The organism is Rhizobium sp. SRDI943 (assembly GCF_057653695.1).
On the sequence record NZ_JBYGKN010000002.1, the window covers coordinates 1,216,139 to 1,240,361 of the forward strand.

Annotated in this window: 21 protein-coding genes; 5 read left to right on the top strand and 16 right to left on the bottom strand. The window is 62.6% G+C overall.

The annotated features are described in order from the left end of the window. Window positions 1-82 precede the first annotated feature (82 nt). A complete protein-coding gene (locus AC245Y_RS29945) occupies window positions 83-1,678 on the top strand; it encodes a GMC family oxidoreductase (RefSeq protein ID WP_003553887.1) in 1,596 nt (531 codons plus the stop codon). 9 nt (window positions 1,679-1,687) lie between these two features. After that, entirely contained in the window at window positions 1,688-2,569 is an 882-nt protein-coding gene (gene mmsB, locus AC245Y_RS29950) for a 3-hydroxyisobutyrate dehydrogenase (protein WP_017996474.1), read from the top strand. 7 nt (window positions 2,570-2,576) lie between these two features. Here mmsB and AC245Y_RS29955 read toward each other — a convergent pair whose 3' ends face one another. From AC245Y_RS29955 to AC245Y_RS30020, 14 genes are all read right to left on the bottom strand, one after another. Further along, window positions 2,577-3,626 (bottom strand): DUF2218 domain-containing protein, encoded by a 1,050-nt coding sequence (locus AC245Y_RS29955; protein ID WP_017996473.1) that lies wholly within the window; start codon window positions 3,624-3,626, stop codon window positions 2,577-2,579. Then, window positions 3,623-5,611: a Fe(3+)-hydroxamate ABC transporter permease FhuB gene (gene fhuB / locus AC245Y_RS29960; protein ID WP_026157611.1), complete on the bottom strand. Its 1,989-nt coding sequence runs from the start codon at window positions 5,609-5,611 to the stop codon at window positions 3,623-3,625. The genes AC245Y_RS29955 and fhuB overlap by 4 nt, the downstream gene beginning before the upstream one ends. Beyond that, entirely contained in the window at window positions 5,604-6,479 is an 876-nt protein-coding gene (locus AC245Y_RS29965; RefSeq protein WP_003553879.1) for an ABC transporter substrate-binding protein, read from the bottom strand. Before AC245Y_RS29965 ends, fhuB begins: the two co-directional genes overlap by 8 nt. 3 nt (window positions 6,480-6,482) lie before the next feature. Next, a complete protein-coding gene (locus AC245Y_RS29970; RefSeq protein WP_017996471.1) occupies window positions 6,483-7,262 on the bottom strand; it encodes an ABC transporter ATP-binding protein in 780 nt (259 codons plus the stop codon). Between the two features lie 93 nt (window positions 7,263-7,355). Next, window positions 7,356-9,515 (bottom strand): TonB-dependent siderophore receptor, encoded by a 2,160-nt coding sequence (locus tag AC245Y_RS29975; RefSeq protein ID WP_026157610.1) that lies wholly within the window; start codon window positions 9,513-9,515, stop codon window positions 7,356-7,358. 164 nt (window positions 9,516-9,679) lie between these two features. Further along, window positions 9,680-10,564 (bottom strand): helix-turn-helix domain-containing protein, encoded by an 885-nt coding sequence (locus tag AC245Y_RS29980; RefSeq protein ID WP_026157609.1) that lies wholly within the window; start codon window positions 10,562-10,564, stop codon window positions 9,680-9,682. A 125-nt stretch (window positions 10,565-10,689) separates the two neighbouring features. Further along, a complete protein-coding gene (locus AC245Y_RS29985; RefSeq protein ID WP_003553872.1) occupies window positions 10,690-11,448 on the bottom strand; it encodes a fumarylacetoacetate hydrolase family protein in 759 nt (252 codons plus the stop codon). A 79-nt stretch (window positions 11,449-11,527) separates the two neighbouring features. Next, window positions 11,528-12,907, bottom strand: coding sequence for an FGGY-family carbohydrate kinase (locus tag AC245Y_RS29990; RefSeq protein WP_017996468.1), 1,380 nt, complete (start codon window positions 12,905-12,907; stop codon window positions 11,528-11,530). Then, window positions 12,904-13,224: an L-rhamnose mutarotase gene (gene rhaM, locus AC245Y_RS29995; RefSeq protein ID WP_003553870.1), complete on the bottom strand. Its 321-nt coding sequence runs from the start codon at window positions 13,222-13,224 to the stop codon at window positions 12,904-12,906. Before rhaM ends, AC245Y_RS29990 begins: the two co-directional genes overlap by 4 nt. Continuing rightward, window positions 13,221-14,228, bottom strand: a complete 1,008-nt coding sequence (locus AC245Y_RS30000) for an ABC transporter permease (protein ID WP_017996467.1) — start codon at window positions 14,226-14,228, stop codon at window positions 13,221-13,223. The genes rhaM and AC245Y_RS30000 overlap by 4 nt, the downstream gene beginning before the upstream one ends. Continuing rightward, a complete protein-coding gene (locus tag AC245Y_RS30005) occupies window positions 14,225-15,226 on the bottom strand; it encodes an ABC transporter permease (protein WP_017996466.1) in 1,002 nt (333 codons plus the stop codon). The genes AC245Y_RS30000 and AC245Y_RS30005 overlap by 4 nt, the downstream gene beginning before the upstream one ends. Window positions 15,227-15,285: 59 nt before the next feature. After that, window positions 15,286-16,821, bottom strand: coding sequence for a sugar ABC transporter ATP-binding protein (locus tag AC245Y_RS30010; RefSeq protein WP_020487095.1), 1,536 nt, complete (start codon window positions 16,819-16,821; stop codon window positions 15,286-15,288). Between the two features lie 73 nt (window positions 16,822-16,894). Then, on the bottom strand, window positions 16,895-17,890 hold the full coding sequence (gene rhaS, locus AC245Y_RS30015) for a rhamnose ABC transporter substrate-binding protein (RefSeq protein WP_026157608.1): 996 nt from the start codon (window positions 17,888-17,890) through the stop codon (window positions 16,895-16,897). A gap of 48 nt (window positions 17,891-17,938) precedes the next feature. Continuing rightward, window positions 17,939-18,751: a DeoR/GlpR family DNA-binding transcription regulator gene (locus AC245Y_RS30020; protein WP_011655152.1), complete on the bottom strand. Its 813-nt coding sequence runs from the start codon at window positions 18,749-18,751 to the stop codon at window positions 17,939-17,941. A gap of 198 nt (window positions 18,752-18,949) precedes the next feature. Between AC245Y_RS30020 and AC245Y_RS30025 the strand changes: the two genes are divergently transcribed. Beyond that, window positions 18,950-21,046, top strand: a complete 2,097-nt coding sequence (locus AC245Y_RS30025) for a bifunctional rhamnulose-1-phosphate aldolase/short-chain dehydrogenase (protein ID WP_012763260.1) — start codon at window positions 18,950-18,952, stop codon at window positions 21,044-21,046. A 44-nt stretch (window positions 21,047-21,090) separates the two neighbouring features. On the opposite strand, the gene AC245Y_RS30030 is transcribed toward AC245Y_RS30025, so the two are convergent. Then, on the bottom strand, window positions 21,091-21,249 hold the full coding sequence (locus AC245Y_RS30030; RefSeq protein ID WP_003547831.1) for a YqaE/Pmp3 family membrane protein: 159 nt from the start codon (window positions 21,247-21,249) through the stop codon (window positions 21,091-21,093). A 78-nt stretch (window positions 21,250-21,327) separates the two neighbouring features. On the opposite strand from AC245Y_RS30030, the gene rhaI reads away from it, so the two are divergent. Beyond that, a complete protein-coding gene (gene rhaI, locus AC245Y_RS30035; RefSeq protein WP_017996463.1) occupies window positions 21,328-22,620 on the top strand; it encodes an L-rhamnose catabolism isomerase in 1,293 nt (430 codons plus the stop codon). Between the two features lie 93 nt (window positions 22,621-22,713). Here rhaI and AC245Y_RS30040 read toward each other — a convergent pair whose 3' ends face one another. Continuing rightward, complete coding sequence (locus AC245Y_RS30040; RefSeq protein WP_017996462.1) at window positions 22,714-23,172, bottom strand: carboxymuconolactone decarboxylase family protein; 459 nt, start codon at window positions 23,170-23,172, stop codon at window positions 22,714-22,716. A gap of 107 nt (window positions 23,173-23,279) precedes the next feature. Here AC245Y_RS30040 and AC245Y_RS30045 point away from each other — a divergent pair, with 107 nt between their 5' ends. Further along, on the top strand, window positions 23,280-24,149 hold the full coding sequence (locus AC245Y_RS30045) for a sigma-70 family RNA polymerase sigma factor (RefSeq protein WP_017996461.1): 870 nt from the start codon (window positions 23,280-23,282) through the stop codon (window positions 24,147-24,149). Window positions 24,150-24,223: the final 74 nt, after the last annotated feature.

Genomic DNA, 24,223 nt, shown 5'->3' on the forward strand with positions numbered 1-24,223 from the left:
GACGGGCGGCGGCGCTGCGACTCTCCCTCTCCCCGTGCTGCGGGGAGAGGGAAGCGGCAAGCATCTGGAGTCTCGTCGGGGCATGGATCGTTACGACTACATCATCGTCGGGGCAGGCAGCGCCGGCTGCGTGCTCGCCAACCGGCTGTCTGCCGATGGCCGGAGCCGGGTGCTGCTGCTCGAAGCCGGCGGCAGCGACAACTATCACTGGATCCATATTCCGGTCGGTTATCTCTATTGCATCAACAATCCGCGTACCGACTGGTGCTTCACCACGGCGCCGGAAGCGGGACTGAACGGTCGGGCGCTGAGCTATCCGCGCGGCAAGGTTCTCGGCGGCTGTTCGTCGATCAACGGCATGATCTACATGCGCGGCCAGGCGCGCGATTACGACCTCTGGCGGCAGATGGGCTGCAGCGGCTGGGGTTGGGACGATGTTTTGCCCTTCTTCCGCAAGTCCGAGGATTTTTATCGCGGCGAAGACGAGATGCATGGTGCCGGCGGCGAGTGGCGCATCGAGAAGGCGCGTGTGCGCTGGGCCGTGCTCGATGCCTTTCAGCAGGCGGCCAGGGAAGCGGGCATTCCGGAGACCGCGGATTTCAACCGCGGCAGCAACGAAGGCTCGGGTTATTTCGACGTCAACCAGCGTTCCGGCATTCGCTGGAACACCTCGAAGGCCTTCCTGCGCCCGGTAATGAGGCGCTCCAACCTGACCGTCCTGACCAAGGCGCAGGTTCGGCGGCTGCTGGTGGAGGAAGGCGCCGTTGCCGGCGTCGAATTCCAGCATCGGGGCGTAGCGAAACGCGCCTACGCGGTGAAAGAAACCGTCCTGTCCGCCGGATCGATCGGTTCTCCGCATATCCTGGAACTGTCAGGCATCGGCCGGGGCGAGGTTCTCCAGCGTGCCGGCGTCGATGTCGTCACCGAGGTCAAGGGTGTCGGTGAGAACCTGCAGGACCATCTGCAACTGCGTCTGGCCTACAAGGTGACAGGCGTTCCGACGCTGAACGAGAAGGCGACGAAGCTGATCGGCAAGGCGGCGATCGGGCTCGAATATCTCGTCCGCCGCTCAGGGCCGATGGCGATGGCACCGAGCCAGCTTGGCATCTTCACCCGATCAGGCCCGGACCGGGAAACGCCCGACCTGCAATATCATGTGCAGCCGGTCTCGCTGGAGAAGTTCGGCGATCCCGTCCACCCTTTCCCGGCAATCACCGCGAGTGTCTGCAATCTGAGGCCGGAAAGCCGGGGTTCGGTGCACCTGTCCAGCCCGGATTTTGCCGCCCAGCCGACGATCAGCCCCAAATACCTCTCGACGCAGCGCGATCGTGACATAGCTGTCCGTTCAATACGGTTGACCCGCAGGATCGTCGCGCAGCCTTCATTTGCCCGTTTCAGGCCGGAGGAATTCAAGCCGGGCCCCGCCTATCAGACGGAGGCCGATCTGGAGCGGGCGGCGGGCGAGATCGGCACGACGATCTTCCATCCCGTCGGCACCTGCCGCATGGGCGCCGACAGGGACAGCGTCGTCGATCCTAGGCTGAGATTCCGGGCGCTCGGCAAGCTGAGGATCGCCGACGCCTCGGTGATGCCGTCGATCACCTCGGGCAACACCAATTCGCCGACGATCATGATCGCCGAAAAGGCGGCAGCAATGATCCTCGAAGACAATCGATAGGAGAAGAGCATGGCAAGGATCGCATTCATCGGGCTTGGCAACATGGGTGGGCCGATGGCGGCCAATCTGGTCAAATCAGGTCACGAGGTGCTCGGTTTCGATCTCGCGGCTTCGGTGCTGAAGGCGGCCGAGGAGAGCGGCGTCAAGCCGGCAAGCCATGCCAGCCAGGCGGTCAAGGACGCGGAGATCATCATCACCATGCTGCCGCAGGGCAAACACGTGCTGACCGCCTGGACCGATATCCTGCAGTCCGCCGCGCAAGGGACGCTGGTCATCGATTGCTCGACCATCGATGTCGAGAGCAGCCGCAAGGCGCATGAGATGGCCAAGGCCGCAAGCTGCCTGTCGCTCGACGCCCCGGTCTCCGGCGGCACGGGCGGGGCGACCGCGGGCACGCTGACCTTCATGGCCGGCGGCACGGAAGACGCCTTCGCCAGGGCGAAGCCGATCCTGGAGGCGATGGGAAAGAAGATCATCCATTGCGGCGAGGCCGGCGCCGGCCAGGCGGCGAAGATCTGCAACAACATGATATTGGGCATTTCGATGGTGGGCGTCTGCGAGGCCTTCGTGCTCGCCGAGAAACTTGGTCTCTCGCATCAGGCGCTGTTCGACGTCGCCTCGACCTCGTCGGGCCAGTGCTGGTCGATCAATACCTATTGTCCGGTGCCCGGACCGGTGCCGACCTCGCCGGCGAACAATGACTACAAGCCGGGTTTTGCCGCAGCTCTGATGCTGAAGGATCTCAGGCTTTCGCAGGAGGCGGCGCTGACAAGCGGCGCCTCCACGCCGCTCGGCGCGGAAGCCGCGCAGCTTTATGCGCTCTTCGACAAGCTAGGACATGGCGGAAGGGACTTTTCCGCCATCATCGAGATGTTCCGCGAGAAGGCGTAAGCGCTGATCAGCGCTCCCAATAGGCGCCGATGCTCATCCTCCGGCGGTCATGGCCGCGCTCGGTCTTCAGGAAGTCGCGAATGCGCTTGGCTTCCGCCCTTTCGCAGCCGGCCCATACGAAGGTGTCGGCATCCGCATCGCTGAGCGCGTTCTTGATTGATTTCTCGATCATATCAAGCGTGCCGGCCGGTTTGCCGTTTCGATGCATCCAGGTGACATCGAGAATGCCCGCCGAGGGCAGGGGCTGTTCTTCCGCGACGCTGTCGATTTCAAGAAAGATCGTGAGCCGCCTTCCCTCGGGGATATCGGCGGCGATGCGGGAGATGGCGGGCAGCGCCGTCTCGTCACCGGCAAGGATGATCGACGTTGCGTCGGGAACTCCGCCGCCGCCCGGCCCGAGGGCGCCGGCGATGTCGCCCGGCTTGGCGTTGATCGCCCATTCGGCGCCGGGCATGTTGTCGCCCTCATGCAGGACGAAATCGATCTCCATCTCGCCCCGCTCCACATAGACGCTGCGGATCGTATAGATGCGCACGGTCAGTGCGTCTTCGCCGCTCGCCCAGTGGATGCGGCCATCGGGGCGCAATTGCGGCCACACGGGTGGGCGCCCCTTCGGCGGAATGAGCAGGCGAAAATGCAGACCGCCATCGGCAAAATGCCTGGTGTCGTCGCAGGCGACGGTAACCCGGCGCATATGCGGGGTGATGTTTTTGGCGCCGATGACGCGGATTTCGCGCAGATCGGGCAGGCGGTCCGCCTTTGGAGCATCGGACCAGGTGAGCTCCAGCGTCGCCTCGCCGGCAAAGTCGAACAGGTGTTCGGCAAGGATGGCCCGCACATTCTGCAGCGCTCGCGCACTCCGGCAGGAGAGCTCGATCGCGAGTGCCTGGCCGTCTCGACTTATATCGGCCTTGCCGATCATCGTCTCGACTGTCACGGCGTCGCCGTTTCGGGTGACGGTGCCGTGCTCGACGAAATGTGTGCAGATCTCGTCGAGCATTCTGCCGGGATCGGCGGTGATCGCGATGCCGGATACTGTAAATCGTTCAGCCATCATTGCTGAACCTCCTTTCGCGAAAGCAGCCAGATGAGATAGGGGCCGCCAATCAGGGCGGCGAAGAGGCCGACCGGCACCTGGTAGGGGTAGATGACGACGCGCGACAGCCAGTCCGCCGCCATCAGCACGCCGGCGCCGAGGAGAAGGCTCGCCGTCAGCTGGTGGCCCGGGGCGCGGAAGCCGGCAAGGCGGGCAAGATGCGGCGCAATCAGGCCGGTGAGGCTGAGCGGCCCGACAAGGAATGAGGCGATCGCCGTCATCAGCGCGGCGAGGATGGCAAGCGCCAGTCGGCTTGCCCCGACATGAAGGCCGGCAGCGCGGCTGGGGCCGGCGCCAAGCGGCAGGATCGTCAGCCAGCGGCTGAGGAAGGGCAAGGGCGCCGTCAGCACGACGAGCGAGATGATGGCCGTCCAGGCTTCGAAGGCGCCGGCGCGGTTGGTCGAGCCGGAAAGCCATGTCAGCAGGATATAGCTGCGCATATCGCCCTTTGCGAGCACCATGGTCACGATCGCCATGGCGAAGGAGCCGATGCCGACGCCGGCAAGCAGCATGCGTTCCGGCGAGAATTGGGCGCGGGCTGCTATGGCGATCATTGCAAGGAAGGCTGCCAGCGCGCCGAGCGCCATGGCAAGCAGCATGATGATGGGCGAGGGGAAGCCGAAGAGGAAGAGCGCCACGGTCAGACCTGCACCGGCTCCGCTGCTGACGCCCAGGACCTCGGGGCTGGCGATCGGATTGCCGGTGACGCGCTGCATGATGAAGCCGGCTGCCGCCAGCATGGCGCCGGCCCCGGCCGCCACGATCGTTCGCGGCAGTCGGAAGGGCAGGAGATCGGTCAAGAGCGAGCCGGTCGCGACATGCCAGCCGTCCTCGGCAGGGCCGAGGGTGAGGACGACGGCGAAGATCAGGGCGAGGGCAGTAAAAAGCGCGCCAAGGGCCAGAAGCGGCTTAGCGAGCCTGTTCAGCGCTGCGTTCGACTGGGTGGCAACGGCCGAAACGGAATGCACGCTGGGCAGCAGGCAAAGCAATAAGGGACCGCCGAGCAGGGCGGTTGCGGCTCCCGTCGGCGCAAGGTCGGTAAAGCCGGGGCCGAGGATCTGGGTGAGGCAATCGGTCAGGAACAGCAGGCCGGCGCCCATCAGCGGCGCTGTCAGCATCAGTTTGCCGGTGCTGCGTGCGCCGGCAAGCCTTGCGATGGCCGGAGCTGCGAGCCCGACGAAACCGATGACGCCGACCTCTGATATCACCGAGGCGGCAAGCCAGACGGCGAGTGCGATGATCGCCAGGCGGGTCGAATGCAGGGCAAGGCCGAGGCTCCTGGCGCCGCTGTCGTCGAGGGCAAGGATGCGGAGCGGCCGCACCAGGAGAAGAGCGGCGGCAAAGCCGAGGATAAGCCGGGGCCCGAGCGAGAGTGCGCCGTTCCAATCCTGCTGACTGAGCGAACCGGCGCCCCAGATATAGATCGACATGGCATATTCGCCGCGCGAAAGGATCAGCGTGACGCTGAGGGCGGAGGCGATCAGGCTGACGATCAGGCCGGAGAGTGCCACGGTCACCGGATCGAGCCCGCGCCGCCAGCTCAAAGCCAGCACGATGGCGACAGCCGCGAGCCCGCCGCCGAAGGCGGCCATCTCGCGCGAAAATCCGATGAGCAGGGGCGAGAAGCCCATGGCCGCGGTCATTGCCAGTTCCGCCCCGGAGGCGATGCCGAGCGTGGAGGCATCGGCGATCGGATTGCGCAGGACACGCTGCAACAATGTGCCGGAAAGGCCGAGTGCCGCACCGGCGATCAGTGCCAGCATGGCGCGGGGCATGATGCTGTTCCAGAGCAGCACGCTGTTCAGCATGGCTGCATCGGCATCGCCCTTCGGAACCTCAGGACGCGTTACGATGAGGAGTGCGAAGGCCGTGATGCAGAGTACGGGCAGTAATATCGCCAAGACGGGTGTGCCCGCGCTTCCTGCGGGCTTGGCGCGGCTAACCATTCCATGCATGTTGAAGCCCCTCCGCCAGAAAATCGGCAAAGCGGCCGGCCGCCGGCAGTGCGCCATAGGGATTGATCGAACCGAGCATCAGCACGCGTTTTTCGCGCACGGCCGGCAACGCATTCCAGAAGCTGCTGGTCGCCAGCGTGGCGAGCGCATCGGCCGGGTGTGGCGGGATCATCACGATCCAGGCGTCGGGCAGCGATGCCAATATCTCAATGCCGACGGGAGCGGCGGCCGAGTAGCTGGTCTGAGCCTGCCAGGCATTGGTGAGGCCGACGCGTTTCAGCACCTCGCCGAACATGCTGTCGGAGCCGAAGACGCGGAAATGCCTGGCATCGCCGAGATTGATCGGGATCACCGGCCGCCCGTCACCGGCGGCAAGGAGGGCCCGGTGGCGATCGAGCCTGGCTGCAAGCTCTTCGGTCAACTGTCTGGCGGTGGCAAGCTGCAGGCGCTCGCCGATTGCAAGTGTGGCCTGTTCGGCAAGCGAAAAGGGGCTTTCGCCGGGTTTGTAGATCGCATGGCTTTCCACAGGCGCGACTCCGCGCATGCGTTGGTCTGCCCAGGCATAGAAGTTCGAGTTGAAGATCAGGTCCGGCCGTACAAACCGCAGCACCTCGAAATTCGGCGTGCCGCGCAGGCCAAGATCGGCAGTCGTGGCCGGCACGTCAGGCGTGACCGCCACCTCGCGGAATTGCCGCAGTTCCGTCGCCGCAACGACATTCGCGCCGATTGCCAGCAGCGTTTCAAGCAGCGCCCAATCGAGTGTCGCAACGCGCAAGCCCTCCGCCGCCCGCAAACGCGCGGGGGCGGAGAGCAAGGCCGCCGCACCGGCCAGAAACTGCCTGCGGGAGAAAACAGCCATGGTCTACAACAGATAGCTGACCGGCTCGTTTCGAACCGGATGCGGGAAGACGCCCATGCCGACACCGAAGATCGACTGCAGCGTGTCGGCCTGCATGATTTCGGAGGGCGTGCCCTCGGCAGTGATCCGGCCGCGGTTGAGCGCGATGATCGCGTCGCAATAGCGCGCGGCGAGGTTGATATCGTGTAGCACGATGATGACGGTCAGCCCGCGTTCATGGCTGAGTTCCTTGACCAGCGAGAGAACGCTGGCCTGATGGGCGAGGTCGAGCGCCGACGTCGGCTCGTCGAGCAGCAGGCAGCGGGCGTCCTGGGCGAGCATCATGGCGATCCAGGCGCGCTGGCGTTCGCCGCCGGACATGCTGGCGACGGGACGATCGGCAAAATCCTCGAGCTCGGTGCGGACGATCGCCTCCTCGACCATGTTGCGATCCGTCGCGGTGAAGCGGCCAAGCGTGCCGTGCCAGGGAAAACGGCCGAGCGCCACGAGTTCCCGCACGGTCATCCCGTCGCTCGCCGGCGTGAATTGCGCCATGTAGGCGACGTGCCGGGCAAAGGCCCGGCTGCCCCAGTCACCCGCCGGCTTGCCGTCGAAGGAGATGGCGCCGGACTTCGGCGCGACCTGGCGGGCGATGATCTTCAAAAGCGTGCTCTTGCCGGAACCGTTCGGCCCCACCAGTCCGTAAATGCGGCCGCGCTCAAGCGTCAGGTCGATGCCGGACAGGATGGATTTCGGCCCGATGGCATAATCTATCGCCGACAGGGCAAGGAAAGGCGAAGGCATGGTCTGCTCCAGGTTCGGCGCTGCAACGGGTTCGGGAGGGCAGGCCCTCCCTTTCCCCACAGGTTCCTGCAAAACTAAACTCAGATTGTCAACTTACCACTTCCTGCTGAGCTTGAAGGTGATGGTGCGGGCATCGCCGTAACCGCAGACGGTCAGCCCGCCGCAACCCTTGACATATTCCTTGTCGAAGAGGTTCGCGACGTTGAGCGAGGCGCCCCAGTTTTCCTTCTCATATCGGATCGCAGCGTCGACGAGGGTGGCGGCCGGCACCTTCTCGGTATTGGCCTCATCGGCCCAGGACCAGCCCTGATGGCGGACGCCGGCACCAAAGCTCATGCCCTCGAAAGCTCCTGTCGTCAGCGTGTAGTCGACCCAGAGAGAGGCCGTCACCTTCGGGACGATATAGGGTGAATTGCCGACCAGCGCCGGATTGGCGTCGTTCTCCATCACCTCCATGTCGGTATAGGCAAGCGAAGCGAGAAGCTTCCAGTTCTCGTTGATATTGACCTTGCCCTCGAGTTCGGCGCCGCGCGAAACCACCTCGCCGAGCTGGCTCTGGGCGAAGGTCAGCGGGTTGGTCACCGTGTTGTTGCGCTTGTTGATGTGAAAGACCGAGGCGGTCAGCGAGCCGTCGATGAAGGCCGGCTCATACTTGATGCCGCCTTCGAACTGCTCGCCCTCTTCCGGCTTCAACGCGCCGGAAACACCGGTGCCGACCAGCGGGTTGAAGAAAGTCGCAGCACTGACATAGGGCGTCAAGCCATTGTCGAACTCATAGGCAAGGCCGATGCGGCCGCTGAGCGCGCTGTCGTTGGTGCTGTAGGTCGTGCCGATTACGGCGTCCTGGTCGATATCGACATAGTCGTAGCGGCCGTTGAGCGTCAGCAGCCAGCCATCGCCGAAATGGATCCGATCCTGGGCGTAGACGCCGATCTGGTTCTTGGTGACGACGCCGTCCGCATAGACGAAATTGGCGCCCTGTGTCGTGCCATAGATGGGATCGGTTGCGCTGATCGAATTGGAGCCGCAGCAGGCCTGCCAATTTTCGAGGCGGTAATAGGTGTAGTCGAGCCCGACGAGAAGATTATGCGTGGCGCCGCCGATTTCGGTCTCGCCTTCGAGCCGGTTGTCGATCGAGACGCTATCGACCCCCGAGCGGCCTTCGAAGCCGATGCGCGCCAGCTGGTAGTCCGGACCCGTCGGCACGCCGCCGACCCAGCCGTTCAGGTAGGGGCCGATCTCATGCTTGTCGAGATGGCCGTAGCGCGCATTTTGCGAGAACTTGATGCCATTGTCGAATTCATGCTCGAATTCGTAGCCGATCATTTTCTGCACATAGCTGCCGTTGTCGATGTCGGGCTCGCCATAGAAGGCGTCGCGGTCGATCTTGCCGAAAGGCGCATCCTCGACAGTGCCGACATAAGGGAAGAAGCCGTTGCCGGTATGCACCTGGTCGAGCCCGGCGAGGTAACCCCAGACCGTCAGGCTCGTGCTGTCATCCGGCGAAATGGTGAGCTGCGGCATGATGAAGCCGCGCAGATCCTCGGAAAAATCCGAATAATTGTCGCCGCCGGCAACCTTGCCGGTGATGCGATAGCTCATCGTTCCGCTGGAGCCGACCTTGTCGGAGACATCGAAGCCGGTGAAGGCGTTGCCGTTGCTGTTGATGCCGATCTCGGTATAAAACAGCGGCTCGTCGAGCGGGCGCTTGCGGACGAGATTGACGATGCCGCCGGGGTTTGCTCCGCCGTATAGCACGGAGGCCGGACCCTTCAGCACCTCGACGCGCTCCAGCATGAAGGGATCGAGCTGGAAGCCGCCGAAGCCATAGCTGAACAGCGTCAGATTATCGAAGTAGACGCCGGTCTGCGTCGCGTCGAAGCCGCGGATATAGAACCAGTCGGTATCGCCGTCGTTGCCAAAGGGCTGCGAGGTGACGCCGGGCGTATAAAGCAGCGCCTCGTCGATCTTGTTGGTAATGCCGCGATCGTCCATTTCACGGGTGCCGATGACGGAGACGGATTGCGGGATTTCGTTGAGCGCAGTGTCGCTCTTCGAGCCGGCGGAGGAGTTCTTGGCGACATAGCCCTTGACCGGACTGGTGGCGGTGTCGCCGCCGCCCTGGATGACGATCGGCGCGAGCTCAGTCGAATTCGCTTCCTGCGCCGCGGCGGAGCCCGCGATCAGGCCGGCGATCGCCACTCCTGCCAATAGAATTACCTTGAAATTGAGACCCCTGGTCTGCCCGCGCATATGTCCTACCCCACTCGTGCCGCGCGATACCCGCGTGCGGCGAAGCCCTGAATAAGATGAGTGATTAACTCAGTTTTACCGGGGTGGATTGTCGCGATCGGGGAAAATTGAACGTTTTTGGGCAATTCTCCGCGTTGCAAACAATTGCCCGCCAAGCGTTGCAATCAGGCAACTTGTGCCTTCTTCCAGCTCGCCGGCGTGATGCCGATATGCTTGCGGAAGACGCGGGTAAAATGCGCCTGATCGGCAAAGCCGGTTTCGGCGGCGACTGCGGTCAACGCATTTTCGCTTTCGACAAGCAGCCGCTTTGCCCTGTCGAGCCGGACATTGGTCTGCCATTGATGCGGAGCGATGCCGGTCGAGGCCTTGAAGGCATGGCTGAAATGCGATTGCGACAGGCCTGTCAGGCCGGCGAGTTCCTCGAGGCGGATATTGCGCAGGCAGTTTTCCTCGATGAATTCGGTGGCGCGGCGAAGCTGCCAGGAGGCCAACTTGCTGCGTTTGCGCGGCATTGCCTTGGCAATTTTCAGGACATCGATGATCAGCGCCAATGCCAGGCCGTCGCCATAGAGATCGTGCAACGGCTCCGGATTGAGGCATTCGGCGGCGACCAGCTGTGCCAGCGACAGCAGCCGCTCATCGGAAAACAGAAGCTGCGGGCTTTCGAGACGGCGCGGATCGATATCCTCCATCAGCCGGCGACTGACGGTCTCGGTGTCGAAATGGATGTCGAGGTGGCGCACCGAATGCACGTCGGTCAGATCGGCCCAGACTTCCATGCCGGCCGGCACATAGGAGATCGGCCGTTTCTCGGTGTCCTGGACGGTGCCCTGCTCCTTCGGCGAGAGCTTGATATGCGAATTGCCCGGTCCCCGCTTGTCGAGCATGATGAACAGCCGCGGATCGCGCGAGACGTAATAGCCGCCGGCATAAGAGGCACATTCCACGTCCCAGACATCGGCGACGATGCCGTTCCACAGGCGGCGATGCACGCCGCCGACGACGGAAAAGCCCTGGATCTTGTTTTGCATCCGCGGTTGAAACGTCATTTCCACTTCCGCCTCCGGCGACGCGCCGGAAGTAAACCTTCAATTTGTAATCAAGTTTATTACCGCAGGCCGAACCGGATGGCAATTGCCAATTCCGGCACCAATCCAGGGAAAATCGGGGTCAATCAGACCTTCGATACAGAGAAGCTGAGGCTGCTATTGCCGAGCAGGATGTCGATCTCGCCGGGTTCGGTCAGTTCGATCGCGCCGCTCAACGTGCCCGTCGTGATGAGCGCACCTGATTTCAGCGATGTCTGCGGGCGCAAGCCGTCATTGGCATAATCGACGAGCCAGGTGAGAACGTCGCCCTTCGGATGCTGTGCCGGACCATCATAGATCGTGCGGCCGGCATGGGTGACCTTGAGCGGCGTGCTACCGGCGGTATCGACGACGCTTTTTTCGAGCTTCGGGCCGAGCACATAGCCGCTATTGCCGAGACGGTCGGCGACGAACAGCAGAAACGAAACGTTGCCGCTTTCCTTGACGGCGCTGACCAGCAGCTCGGCGCCGAGATAGACAGCGGAAATCGCCTCGACCACCTCAGTGCGGCTGTAAGGAATGCCGGCGCGGACGGGCAGGTCGCTGCCGAGGCGGACGGCGATCTCGGTCTCGAATTTCAGGCCCGGATACCATGGAATGTCCGCGCCCGAGACGGCTTCGGCATAGGGATGCAGCGGGCCGGTGACCGCCTGGTCCTGCGGCGAGACCGTCACCTTCCAGGCATTGCTGGAAATGCCGCCCGCAGCGGCAAGCAAATCCTGCGCCTCCATCGCCTGATGGAGATCGGTTGGCAGCGCGAAAGCGCTCGTTGCTTCCTGTCGGCCGGCCTGGCGCAGGCTGTGAAGCCGGGTGGCAAGGGCGCGGGGATCGAATGTCTCTGTCATGCTATCTCCTCGACATGATTTTCGAGGTGCCACACTAGCGAGAAGGTTGGGACGAACAAGGCCGCTTTTGGAAAGACTCCTATTCCATCGCCGCATGCCAGCGGGTGCGATAGGCGGTCAGTCCGGGGATATCGGTCGGCGGAACATGCGTCTCGGCACCCGACACTGGCCGGATGCCGGTAAGAAGGGCCGCACCCTGGCTGGTGCCGGTCGAACCCGGAAGGGCCATGACCTCGCGGCCGGTCAGGGCGGCAAGCAGCTTGAGATAGCTCCTATTCAGCGCAAAAGGCCCTTCGACGATAACCGGGCCCTTGGCGCCAATCAGTCCGAGGCAGGCATCGGTCATCAAAGCGAGATAGAGGCAGGCAGCGGCAGAGCGCTCCTCGGGGCTTGCCTCCTCTGCAGCGATCCAGCGGCTTGTCTTTCCCGGGAAAGGCCCTGAACCCGGGGCGATATTCGGCAGCAGCATCATGCCCTTGTCGATGGTCGGGCCGATTGCCGCCTGAGTGTCATTTTCGTCGGCAGGGCCGATCTCGGCCGACAGGATCTCGAATTCCCGCCCACCCATGAAACGCGAGGAGGGGACGGCACGGCCATAGGCATCGACATTGGCGAGCGCATCGCGTTTCGGATCGAGATGATCGAGATCGCCGCCGACGCCGAAATTGATGACCCATGTGCCGGTGGAGACGACGGCGAAGGGTGCCTCTCGATGAACCAGATGCGGCAGCAGCGAGGCATTGGAATCGTGAATGCCGCAATAGACCGGCACGGGGGAGTTGAGGCCGAGCTCCGTGGCGATATCCGGCAGGACCGGGCCGAGTGCATCGAAGGCGGAACGGATCGGCGCCATGAGGTCGCGAATGGCGAGCCTGTCGACGAGCGAGGAATAGCGGCCGGCCTTGGGATTCCAGAGGTCGGTATGACAGCCGAGCGAGGTCAGCTCATTGGCGGCAACACCCGTCAGCCGCGCCGTCCAATATTGCGCATAGGTGAGGATGGTCGCCACCTTAGCGAATTCCTCGGGAAAGGCGCTCTTCTGGTAGTGCAGTTGTGCGCCGACATTGAGACCCATCGCCAGGCGCGGCGAGAAGGTTTCGTCGAAGGAGGGGCGCAGCCGCGTATAGGCGTCGCGGATGTCCTGCGGATATTCGTGTTCATAGTCGATGACAGGCATGGCAAGCGTGCCGTCCCGGCCAAGCAGTGCTGCGGAGGCGCCATGGGTTGTGATCGAAATGGCGTCGAAGCCAGGTTCGCGCGCAAGGCTCTTCAGCGCATCGAGCGCAAAAGACCACAGAGCCTCCACGTCGTAATGCGGATAGAGACCGGTTTTGATCGCGATATTCGGCCGTTTCAACACGGCGATCTCGGCGCCCGTCTCGCTGTCGAGCACGACGACCTTGGCATTGGTCTTGCCGATATCGAGGACTGCGATGCGGCGATAGGAGATGGCGTTCATGGCATATGGAAGACGGTGACCAGATCGCTCTGGACCGGTGAATTATCGGGATTGGTCGCCATGATATCGGCCATGTGCGCCCACCATTTTTTCACGACCGGATGGTCCGGCAGGCTCGCCATCGTGTGGTCGGCCGGCCGCGTCAACACGCCGAACAGGGTGTTGGTTTCGCGGTCGAGATGGATGGAATAGTCGCTGGCCCCTGATTTATGAAGGAGATCGACCAGTTCCGGCCAGATCTCGTCATGCCGCCTGCGGTATTCGGCTTCCATGCCGGGATTGAGCTGCATTTTGAAGGCGTGTTTTTCTAAAGTCATCGGGAGCTCATGACCTTGATGCGACGGGCGATGATCGGGATGGCGATGGTGATGATCAGAAGCAGGCCGATGAAGATCGACATGACGATGCCGGGCACGTTCAGTAGGCCGAGGCCGAAGGTGACGAGACCCATGACGAAGGCGGCGATGACGACGCCGACGATGGTGCCGGAGCCGCCGAGGATCGAGATGCCGCCGAGCACGACCATGGTGACGACCTCGAGTTCCCAGCCCTGGGCGATCGACGGCCGGGTCGAGCCGAGGCGTGAGGTCAGGCAGACGGCGGCAACGCCGCTCATGACGCCGGTCAGCAGGAAGAGGATGAATTTGACGCGCTCGACCGGAATGCCGGAGAAGCGGGCGGCGAAGTCGTTGTTGCCGATCGCATAGACCTGCCGGCCGAAATTCGTCGCATGCAGCAGGATGGCGAAGAGGATCGCCAGCACGATGAAGAGCACGAATTCGAAGGAGAATACCCAGACGACATAGCCCTGGCCGAAATAGGCGAAATCAGCCGGGTATTTGCCATAGGCCTGGTCGCCGAGCACGATATAGGAAATGCCGCGGAAAAGGCTCATCGTGCCGATGGTGACGACGATCGACGGCAGTTTCAGCACCGAGACCAGAACGCCGTTGAAGATGCCGCAGGCAAGGCCGGTGCCGATGCCGATCGCGACGAGGCCTGGTGTGCCGATGCCGACCTGCGCTGCCGCGCCCATTGCCGTCGAGGCGAGCGCGATGATCGCGGCGACCGAGAGGTCGATCTCGCCTGATATGACGAGCAGCGCCATGGCGAAGGCAATCATTGCCTTTTCAGTGAAGTTGAAGGTGGCGTCCGAAAGGTTCCAGGCATCGAGGAAATAGGGCGAAGCCAGCGAATTGAAGATGAAGATCAGCACGGCGACGGCAAAGAGCAGCACTTCCCAGCTCGCGAGGATACGGCGGAAGGGTGTGCCGAGGCGGTCGGGAATGATCCGCTTTTCGTGTGTGGACACGGTGCTCATGCTGCGGCCTCCGTTCTGATCTCGGCTGCGGCGCGGTCGCGCAGGATGATGCGGCCGCGGTTGCGCTCGCGCCTGGCGTTGAAGGCGACGGCGAGAATGATGACGGTTCCGGAGATCGCCATCTGCGTGAAGGGCGAAATGCCGATCACCGGCAGCGCATTCTTGATGACGCCGAGGAAAAGCGCGCCGAGCACGGTGCCGGCGACCGAGCCGACGCCGCCGGCAATCGAAATGCCGCCGATGACGCAGGCCGCAACGCTGTCGAGCTCGAAGCCGTTGGCGATATCGACATAGGCAACAGCATAACGCGACACCCAGAGATAGCTCGCAAGGCCGGCAAGCGCGCCCGACAGAACGAAGGCCAGGAATTTCGTCCAGCCCGTATCGATGCCGGCATAGACGGCCGCGGTCGGATTGCCGCCGGTGGCATAGGCCGAGCGGCCGAACTGGGTGTATCTGAGCAGGACAGACATCAGAAGCACGATGACGATGCCCACCCAGCCAAGAACCGGCAGGCCGAGGATCGGCGTGCGCGGCACCGATAGAAAGACCGGCGTCATCTGGTGAGCATTGACCCACGCTCCACCCGAAAGCACGAAGGCCATGCCGCGATAGATGGTGAGCGTGCCGAGTGTGACGACGATCGGCGGGATTTCCAGCGCCCAGACGAGAAAGCCGTTGATGGCGCCAAGGCAGGCGCCGATGACGATCGCGGCAAGGATCAGCACGACGAGCGGCAGGTCGGGATAGGCGGCATTCATCATCGCGATCGCCATGCCGGTGAAGGCGAGGTTGGCGGCGACCGACAGGTCGATCGATTTCGTCAAGATAACCGTCATCTGCGCCAGCGCCAGGATGATCAGGATCGAGGTATCGTTGAAAATGCCGGCGAGGTTCTCCGGCGTTGCGAAATCGGCAGCGCGCGTCGAAAAGATCGCGATCATCACGACGATGATGAGGAACAGCAGGGTTTCGCGTTTTCTGATCAGTCTTGCCATGCTCTTACCTTAGGAATTCCTGGGCCTTATGAATTGCTGGGCCTTATGCATTGCGGGCCTCATGCATTGCCGGTGGCAGCGCGCACCAGCGCTTCCGGCGACAGCTCGGCGCGGTCGAAAATCCCGGCGGCGAGACCCTCCTTCATCACCAGGACGCGGTCCGACATGCCGATGATTTCAGGCAGTTCGGACGAGACCATGATGATCGACAGGCCCTCGGCGGCGAGTTCGCTGATGAAGCCGTGCACGGCCGCCTTCGAACCGATGTCGATGCCCTTTGTCGGTTCATCGAGGATGATGACCTTCGGTGCCGTCGCCAGCCATTTGCCGATGACGACCTTCTGCTGGTTGCCGCCCGACAGCGTGCCGACCGGGACGGAAAGGGCGGCGGCGCGTAGGTCCAGCCGCTCGGCATATTTGCGGGCAAGCGCGAATTCTTCTGCCGCCCTGAGGAAGCCCCGGCGCGAGGTGCGGGTAAGCGAAGGCAGCGTCATGTTCTGGAAGATCGGCATCGGCAGCGCCAGCCCGTGGCGGCCGCGTTCCTCCGGCACATAGACGATGCCGGCGCGGATCGCGTCCTGCGGCGAATGGATGGTGATCTCGCGGCCTTCGAGCATCATGGTGCCGGAGGCCGGCCTGGTGATGCCGAAGAGCGATTGGGACAGTTCCGAACGCCCGGCGCCGATCAGACCGTAAATGCCGAGAATTTCGCCCTGGCGCAGGGTGAAGGAGATGTCGCGGAATTCGGTGCGGTGGCTGTAGTTGCGGATCTCCAGAACCGGGCCGCCGATGGCGACATCGACCTTCGGAAAAGCATTCTCGACGTCGCGGCCGACCATCATGCGGACGATCTCGTCCTGCGGCGTTTCCTTGAGCCGGCCCTGGCCGACGGCGCGGCCGTCGCGGAAGACGACGAAATCATCGGCGATCTCGTAGACCTCGTCGAACTTGTGGCTGATGAAGAGGATCGCCTTGCCCTTTTCCCTCAGGCCCCGGACGATGCGGAAGAGATCATCGATCTCCTTGCGGGAAAGGGCTGCCGTCGGTTCGTCCATGATGACGATGCGGGCCTCGATCGACAGCGCGCGCGCAATCGCCACCAGGTGGCGCTGCGCGATCGAGAGGTCCTTCAGCCGGATCGTCGGATCGATATTGCTTTCGAGCGCGGTCAGCAGCGCCTTGGCGCGGCTGTTCATCGCCTGCCAGTCGATGGTGCGCAGACGCGTGCGCGGCGCGTGGCCAAGGAAGATATTCTCGGCAACCGTCAGCTCGTCGAACAGCACGGTTTCCTGATGGATGGCGGTGACGCCGGCATCGATTGCGGCCTGGGCGCTGGCAAAGGTCACCGGCTGGCCGTCGACCAGGATCTCGCCTTCGTTCGGCCTGTAAATGCCGGTCAGGATCTTGACCAGCGTCGATTTGCCGGCGCCGTTTTCGCCGATCAGCGCGGTCACCGTGCCGGGATGCAGCGCGATGCTGACATTGTCGAGCGCCTTCACGCCCGGAAAGATCTGGGAGATGCCGCGCATTTCCAGAATGGCGGGCGCATCACCGGTTTTGCTGTCCGTGGCGGTTTGTTGAAAGGCAGCGTTCATCAAGCTTCTACCAGTGTCGAATGAGAATCCCGGCGGCCATCAGGCCGCCGGGCTTTAATGCGGTGGTTCCGGATCAGAAGACCTTGGAGAACTGGTCGATATTCGAAGCATTGTAGACGAAGGGATCGGCCATGGCGGCTTCACCATTGTCGCCGACCTTGATCTTGCCCATGCGGCCGACTTCGATCTCGCTGCCCGGCTTGCCGTCGGTCTCGCCCTTGACGAGGCGATAGGCGATCTGCGTTGCGGAGTAGCCGAGATCGATCGGGTTCCAGATGGCGAATTCCTTCGTGGCGCCCGACTTGATCGCGCCGGCCATTTCGGACGGCAGGCCGAGACCGGTGACGTAGACCTTGCCGACAAGACCCTTGTCTTCGACGACCTTGGAAGCGGCGAGAACGCCGACGGTCGTCGGAGCGACGATGACCTTGATGTTCGGGTTCGCCTTCAAGAGGCCTTCGGCTTCACGATAGGACTTGTCCGAGAGATCGTCGCCATAGACCGTGGTGACGAGGGTGAGGCCCGGGAAATCCTTGAGCTGCTTCTTCATCTGGTCGATCCAGATGTTCTGGTTGGTCGAGGTGGTCGTCGCCGACAAGATGGCGAAGTCACCCTTGCCGCCGTCAAGATGGTCCTTGACGAGCGTCAGGCACATCTTGCCGATCAGTTCGTTGGACGACGGGTTGAGCTGCAGAATACGGCCTTCAGGTGCGACGCCGGAATCCCAGGAGATGACCTTGATGCCGCGCTGTGCAGCCTTCTTCAGCGCCGGAACGAGCGCGTCGGGATCGTTGGCCGAAACGGCGATGGCGCTGACGCCCTGAGCGATCAGCGAGTTGATGACTTCGATCTGGCCTTCGGCCGTCGTCGTCGTCGGACCGGTATAGATGACCTCGACGCCGCCGAGCTCCTTGGCAGCTTCCTGCGCGCCCTTGTTGGCAGCATCGAAGAAGCCGTTGCCGAGCGACTTGACGACGAGACCGATCTTGATGTCGGCAGCACTTGCCGTGCCGGCCATCATGGCGACGGCAAATGCCACGCCGATTGCGAGTTTCTTTGCGAGTTTCATGCTTTCATCCTCCCACTTGATTGACACTCTTCACACCTCCCCGGCGCCTTATGCGACCGACGAGGAATCCTCCTTGATTGCCTGGGCGACCGGGCTCGCGACAATGAGCCTGATGCCGGCATTCTCGATCATCCTGACGGCTTCCTCTGGAATGCCGTCATCGGTGATGATCGTAGACACACGCTCGAGCGGGCATAAAATGAGGCTCGACCGGCGATGGAACTTGCTGGAATCGGCCATGACGACCAGTTCGTCGGCCTGATGCATCAGCTTCTGTTCGCTTTGAATAATCAGCGCGTCGGCTTCCATGATGCCGAGCGGGCCGATGCCCTGCGCGCCGATGAAGAATCGGCGGGCGTAGAAATTGCGAATCGCGTCATTGTCGAAGGGAGAGAGGATCAGGCTCTGCTCGCGATAGATCGCGCCACCTGGCACCGTCACCGTGTTCTTCGAATGTTTGACCAGATGTTCGGCGATCGCGAAAGAATTGGTCATCACCTGCAGGCGGTGCGCCGCCATGAAATGCACCATCTGGAAGGTGGTCGTGCCGCCATTGATGATGATCGCATCGCCCGGATCGCAAAGCTCGACGGCCTGGCGTGCAATTGCGCGCTTCTTATCGATATTGACGGATTCCGAAACGCGGAAGGGACGCCCCGCGAGATTGCCGAGCTGCGGCGGATGTACCGCCTCGGCGCCGCCGCGCACACGCCGGATCTTGCCCTGGACATGGAGAGCCGCGATGTCGCGCCGGATCGTCGCCTCGGAAGCCTCGGTCAGTTCGGAAATATCCTGAACCGTCACGACGGACTTTTCCTGAACGGCGCTGAGAATGATGCGATGGCGTTCGCGTTCGTGCATGGGGCTCCTCCTTCGATCGTTTATTTCGCACATATGACAATGTGTCAATCAAAAACGATCATAAATTTTCATATTGCGCTGCACAATAATCGAATTTGATCGTTTTCGATTGACAACCTCCGTTTTGATGAGCGATACCGTCTGCGAAAAGGGGCGCGAACTTTGCGCTCCGATGATGATTTCATATGGGAGGATGACATGGCGGCGAACGTCCGGCTTTTGGAAAACCGGTGGGATGATGCTTACGCGGCGGGCCTCGATGAGCCTGGCAAGCTGCTCTATCGTTCCAACCTGCTCGGCGCCGACAAGCGCATCACCAATTACGGCGGCGGCAACACCTCGGCGAAGGTGCTGGAAACCGATCCGCTGACCGGCGGCAAGGTGAATGTACTCTGGGTCAAGGGATCGGGCGGCGATGTCGGCACGATCAAGCTCGACGGTTTCGCGACGCTCTACCAGGACAAGCTGGAATCGCTGAAGAGCATCTACAAGGGCGTCGAGGACGAGGACCGCATGGTCGGCTTCCTGCCGCACTGCACCTTCAACCTGAACGCCCGTGCTGCCTCGATCGACACGCCGCTGCATGGTTTCGTGCCTTTCACCCATGTCGACCACATGCATCCCGACGCGATCATCGCGATCGCCGCGTCTAAGAATTCGAAGGAATTGACGCAGCAGATCTTCGGCGACGAGATCGGCTGGCTGCCCTGGCGCCGTCCGGGCTTCCAGCTCGGCCTCGACCTCGGCGCATTCGTCGCCGCAAACCCGAATGCCAAGGGTGTCGTGCTCGAGAGCCACGGCCTCTTCACCTGGGCAAACGATGCCAAGGCCTGCTACGAACTGACGCTCGATATCATCAACAAGGCGATCGTCTGGTTTGCCGAAAAGACCGAAGGCAAGACGATTTTCGGTGGCGCGCTGACACAAAGCCTGCCTGTCGCCGAACGCCGCGCCATCGCCGCCCGGCTGATGCCGGAGATTCGCGGCCGCATCGGCAAGCAGGAGCGCAAGCTCGGGCATTTCGACGATCAGGATGCCGTGCTCGAATTCGTCAATTCCAGCGATCTGCGCCCGCTCGGCGCGCTCGGCACCAGCTGCCCTGACCATTTCCTGCGCACCAAGATCCGTCCGCTGATCGTCGATTTCGACCCGGCCAAGCCCGATGTCGACGCGATCGTTGCCGGTCTCGACAAGGCGCTAGAGGATTACCGCGCCGACTACGCCCGCTATTATAACGACTGCAAGCATGACAATTCGCCCGCCATCCGCGACGCCAATCCCGTCATTTTCCTGGTGCCCGGCGTCGGCATGCTGTCCTTTGCCCGCGACAAGGCGACGGCCCGCATCGCCAGCGAATTCTACGTCAACGCCATCAACGTCATGCGCGGCGCCTCGACGGTCTCCGAATATCAGGGTCTGCCCGAGCAGGAAGCCTTCGATATCGAATATTGGCTGCTTGAAGAGGCCAAGCTGCAGCGCATGCCGAAGCCAAAGAGCCTTGCCGGTCGCGTCGCCTTCGTCACCGGCGGCGCCGGCGGCATCGGTCGGGCGACGGCCGCGCGCCTCGTCGGCGAAGGCGCCTGCGTGGTGCTTGCCGATATCGACCAGACAGCGCTCGAAGGCACCGAAGCCGATTTCGTCAAGAAGTTCGGCGCTGACGCCGTGCGCAGCGTCCGGCTCGACGTCACCAAGGAAGATGCGGTGATCGCCTCCTTCGCGGAAGCCTGCGTCGAATTCGGCGGCATCGACATCCTCGTCTCCAATGCCGGCATTGCCTCCTCCGCGCCGATCGAATTGACCGAGCTTGCGACGTGGAACCGCAATATCGATATTCTGGCGACCGGTTATTTCCTCGTCTCGCGTGAAGCCTTCCGCCTGTTTCGCCGTCAGACGCTCGGCGGCAACGTCATCTTCGTCGCTTCGAAAAACGGTCTTGCCGCCTCGCCGAATGCATCTGCCTATTGCACCGCAAAGGCTGCCGAAATCCATCTGGCCCGCTGCCTGGCGCTGGAAGGCGCGGATGCCGGCATCCGCGTCAACACGGTCAATCCGGACGCGGTCCTGCGCGGTTCGAAGATCTGGAGCGGTGAATGGCGCGAGCAGCGCGCCGCCTCGTCCAAGATCGAGGTGGACGATCTCGAGGAACATTACCGCAAGCGTTCGATGCTGAAACTCAACGTGTTTCCGGAAGATATCGCCGAGGCGATCTATTTCCTCGCCTCGGACCTTTCGGCGAAATCGACCGGCAACATCATCAACGTCGATGCCGGCAACGTGCAGAGTTTTACGCGTTAGAGCGATTCGGTTTTGCGTCCGGACGCGTAAGCAAACGGATAGAGCTATTTCCGGAGGATCACCCATATTGCGTGGATGATCCCCGGCACATAGCCGCAGAGTGTCAGCAATATATTGAGCCAGAAATGCAGGCCGATCCCGACCTGCAAGAATACGCCAAGGGGCGGCAGGATGATCGCAAGAAGAATGCGGACAACGTCCATCGTAGCTCCTTCGTTTGAAGACATGTAAGCGTTTGAACGCGAACCGTGCCCCTATGGTTCGCGACCAGGGAGGAATAGATGACAGATTCCAGGATTGCGCCAGATCTGGTCGCGACTGACAACGACAAGCGGGCAACCGCTCTGAAAGCCGATTACGAGGCACTGGGCGCGACGCTTGCCCGTCGCGGTGTCGATATCGAGGCGGTCACCCGGAAGGTTGCGGAATTCTTTGTTGCCGTTCCCTCCTGGGGCGTCGGCACCGGCGGCACGCGTTTTGCCCGTTTCCCCGGTACCGGCGAGCCGCGCGGCATCTTCGATAAACTCGACGATTGCGCCGTCATCAATCAGCTGACGCAGGCGACCCCGAACGTCTCCCTGCATATTCCCTGGGACAAGGCGGATGCCAGCGAATTGAAGGCCAAGGGTAGCGCGCTCGGCCTTGGCTTCGATGCGATGAATTCGAACACATTTTCCGATGCGCCCGGCCAGGTCCATTCCTATAAATACGGCTCGCTCAGCCACACCGATGCGGCAACACGGGCCCAGGCGGTCGAGCACAATCTCGAATGCATCGAGATCGGCAAGGCGCTCGGCTCCAAGGCATTGACGGTCTGGATCGGCGACGGCTCGAACTTCCCCGGCCAGAGCCATTTCACCAAGGCTTTCGAGCGTTACCTTGCCTCGATGGCGGATATCTACAAGGCGCTGCCCGACGATTGGAAGCTGTTTTCCGAGCACAAGATGTACGAGCCGGCTTTCTATTCCACCATCGTGCAGGATTGGGGCAGCAACTACCTGATCGCCCAGACGCTCGGCCCCAAGGCCTATTGCCTCGTCGATCTCGGCCACCACGCGCCGAATACCAATATCGAGATGATCGTCGCTCGGCTGATCCAGTTCGGCAAGCTCGGCGGCTTCCACTTCAACGATTCCAAATATGGCGATGATGATCTCGACGCCGGCGCGATCGATCCCTACCGGCTGTTCCTCGTCTTCAACGAACTGGTCGACGCCGAGCAGCGCGGCGTCAACGATTTCAACCCGGCCCATATGATCGACCAGTCGCACAATGTCACCGACCCGATCGAAAGCCTGATCAACAGCGCCAACGAAATCCGCCGTGCCTATGCGCAGGCACTGCTCGTCGACCGCAAGGCGCTCTCCGGCTACCAGGACGATAACGACGCGCTGATGGCGTCGGAAACGCTGAAGCGCGCCTATCGCGCCGATGTCGAGCCGATTCTGGCCGAAGCCCGCCGCAGGGCCGGCGGCGCAATCGACCCGATCGCCGTCTACCGCGCCAGCGGTTATCGCAGACAAGTGGCGGCCGAGCGCCCGGCATCCGCTGCCGGCGGCGGCGGCATCATCTGAACGACCGATTGTCTCGCATGGCCTGAAGCCATGCTGAGCGGGATGATGGTTGCCGGCAGCGCAGGCGTGACGCGCTGCCGGCAACCTCGCCGTTTACGGCTTCCATTGCCCCGCGACCTGTCGGGTGGCGACGTTCAGCCGGTTCCAGACATTGATGTTGGCGATGGCGATGACCAGTGCCGCAAGGCTCTTTCCGTCATAATGCCGGGTCGCCTCATCCCAGATATCATCCGGCACCGGATCCGCCCGATCGCTAAGGCGGGTGATCGCCTCCGCCAGCCCAAGCGCGGCGCGTTCAGCATCGCTATAATAGGGGGCGTCGCGCCAGCCAGCGACGGCAAAGAGCCGCTCATCGGTCTCGCCGTGTTTGCGGGCAATGCGCCAATGACCATCGATGCAGACGCTGCAGCCGTTGATCTGGCTGGCGCGCAGATTGACGAGTTCGAGCAGCTTTGGCGAGAGGCCGGTTTCGGTCGGCACCTTGCTGAGTGCATTGAGCGCCTGCATGGCCGCGGGAAGGACGAGGGCGGGATTTCCCATTCTCTCCTGCATGATATGTCTCCTTATACGTTTCGTGTTCGACGATCCGCCGGCGCTGTCACATCGGCCGGGTTTTATGCGTCATGGCCTTGACGGAACGCAGCGGAGGAATGTGACAAATGGACGAGAAAAAATGGCTGACTGAAGAATTCGAGGCGAACAGAGCGCATCTGAGGGCCGCAGCCTTTCGCATGCTCGGCTCGCGCAGCGAGGCGGAGGATGCCGTTCAGGAGGCCTGGCTGCGGCTTAGCCGCACCGATACGACAGGGGTCGGCAATCTCGGCGGCTGGCTGACGACGGTGGTGGCGCGCATCTGCCTCGACATGCTGCGCGCCCGCAAGACCCGGCGCGAGGAGCCGCTGGAGGTGCCCGACCATGGCGGGATCGCCGATCCGGCGAACGATCCCGAGCGCGAAGCCGCCTTCGCCGATTCGGTCGGTCTGGCGCTGCTCGTCGTGCTGCAGACGCTGGCGCCCGCCGAACGTGTCGCCTTCGTGCTTCACGACATGTTCGATCTGCCCTTCGACGAGATCGCGCCGATCATCGGCCGTTCGTCCGCCGCTACCCGCCAGCTTGCAAGCCGCGCCCGCCGCCGGGTGCAGGGGGTGGACGAAGCGCCAGATGTCGATTTCGGCCGTAAGCGGACGATCGCCGAGGCCTTTCTGACGGCCTCGCGCAACGGCGATCTGGAGGGATTGATCGCGGTGCTTGCCCCCGACGTCGTCTTCCGGCCGGATGCGACGGCCGCCCGCCTCGGCACCATTGGCGAAATGCGCGGCGCAACTGACGTGGCCGAAGCCTTCAAGGGTCGGGCGCAGGCAGCCGAAATCGCCATCGTCGGCGGTGAGCTTGGGTTCGTCGTGGAGATCCAGGGCCAGCTCCGCGTCGTCGTGGCGCTGACGATCGCCGATGGCAGGATCGCCGCGATCGACGCCATCGCTGATCCGGAGCACCTGCAAAGGCTCGACTATTCGATCCTTGGGGATTGAAAATAAACGCGAATTTATCGGATCTTCGAGATAGGCGCGCTTCGCAAGGAGCGCGCCGCTGCCATTTTCTCAGC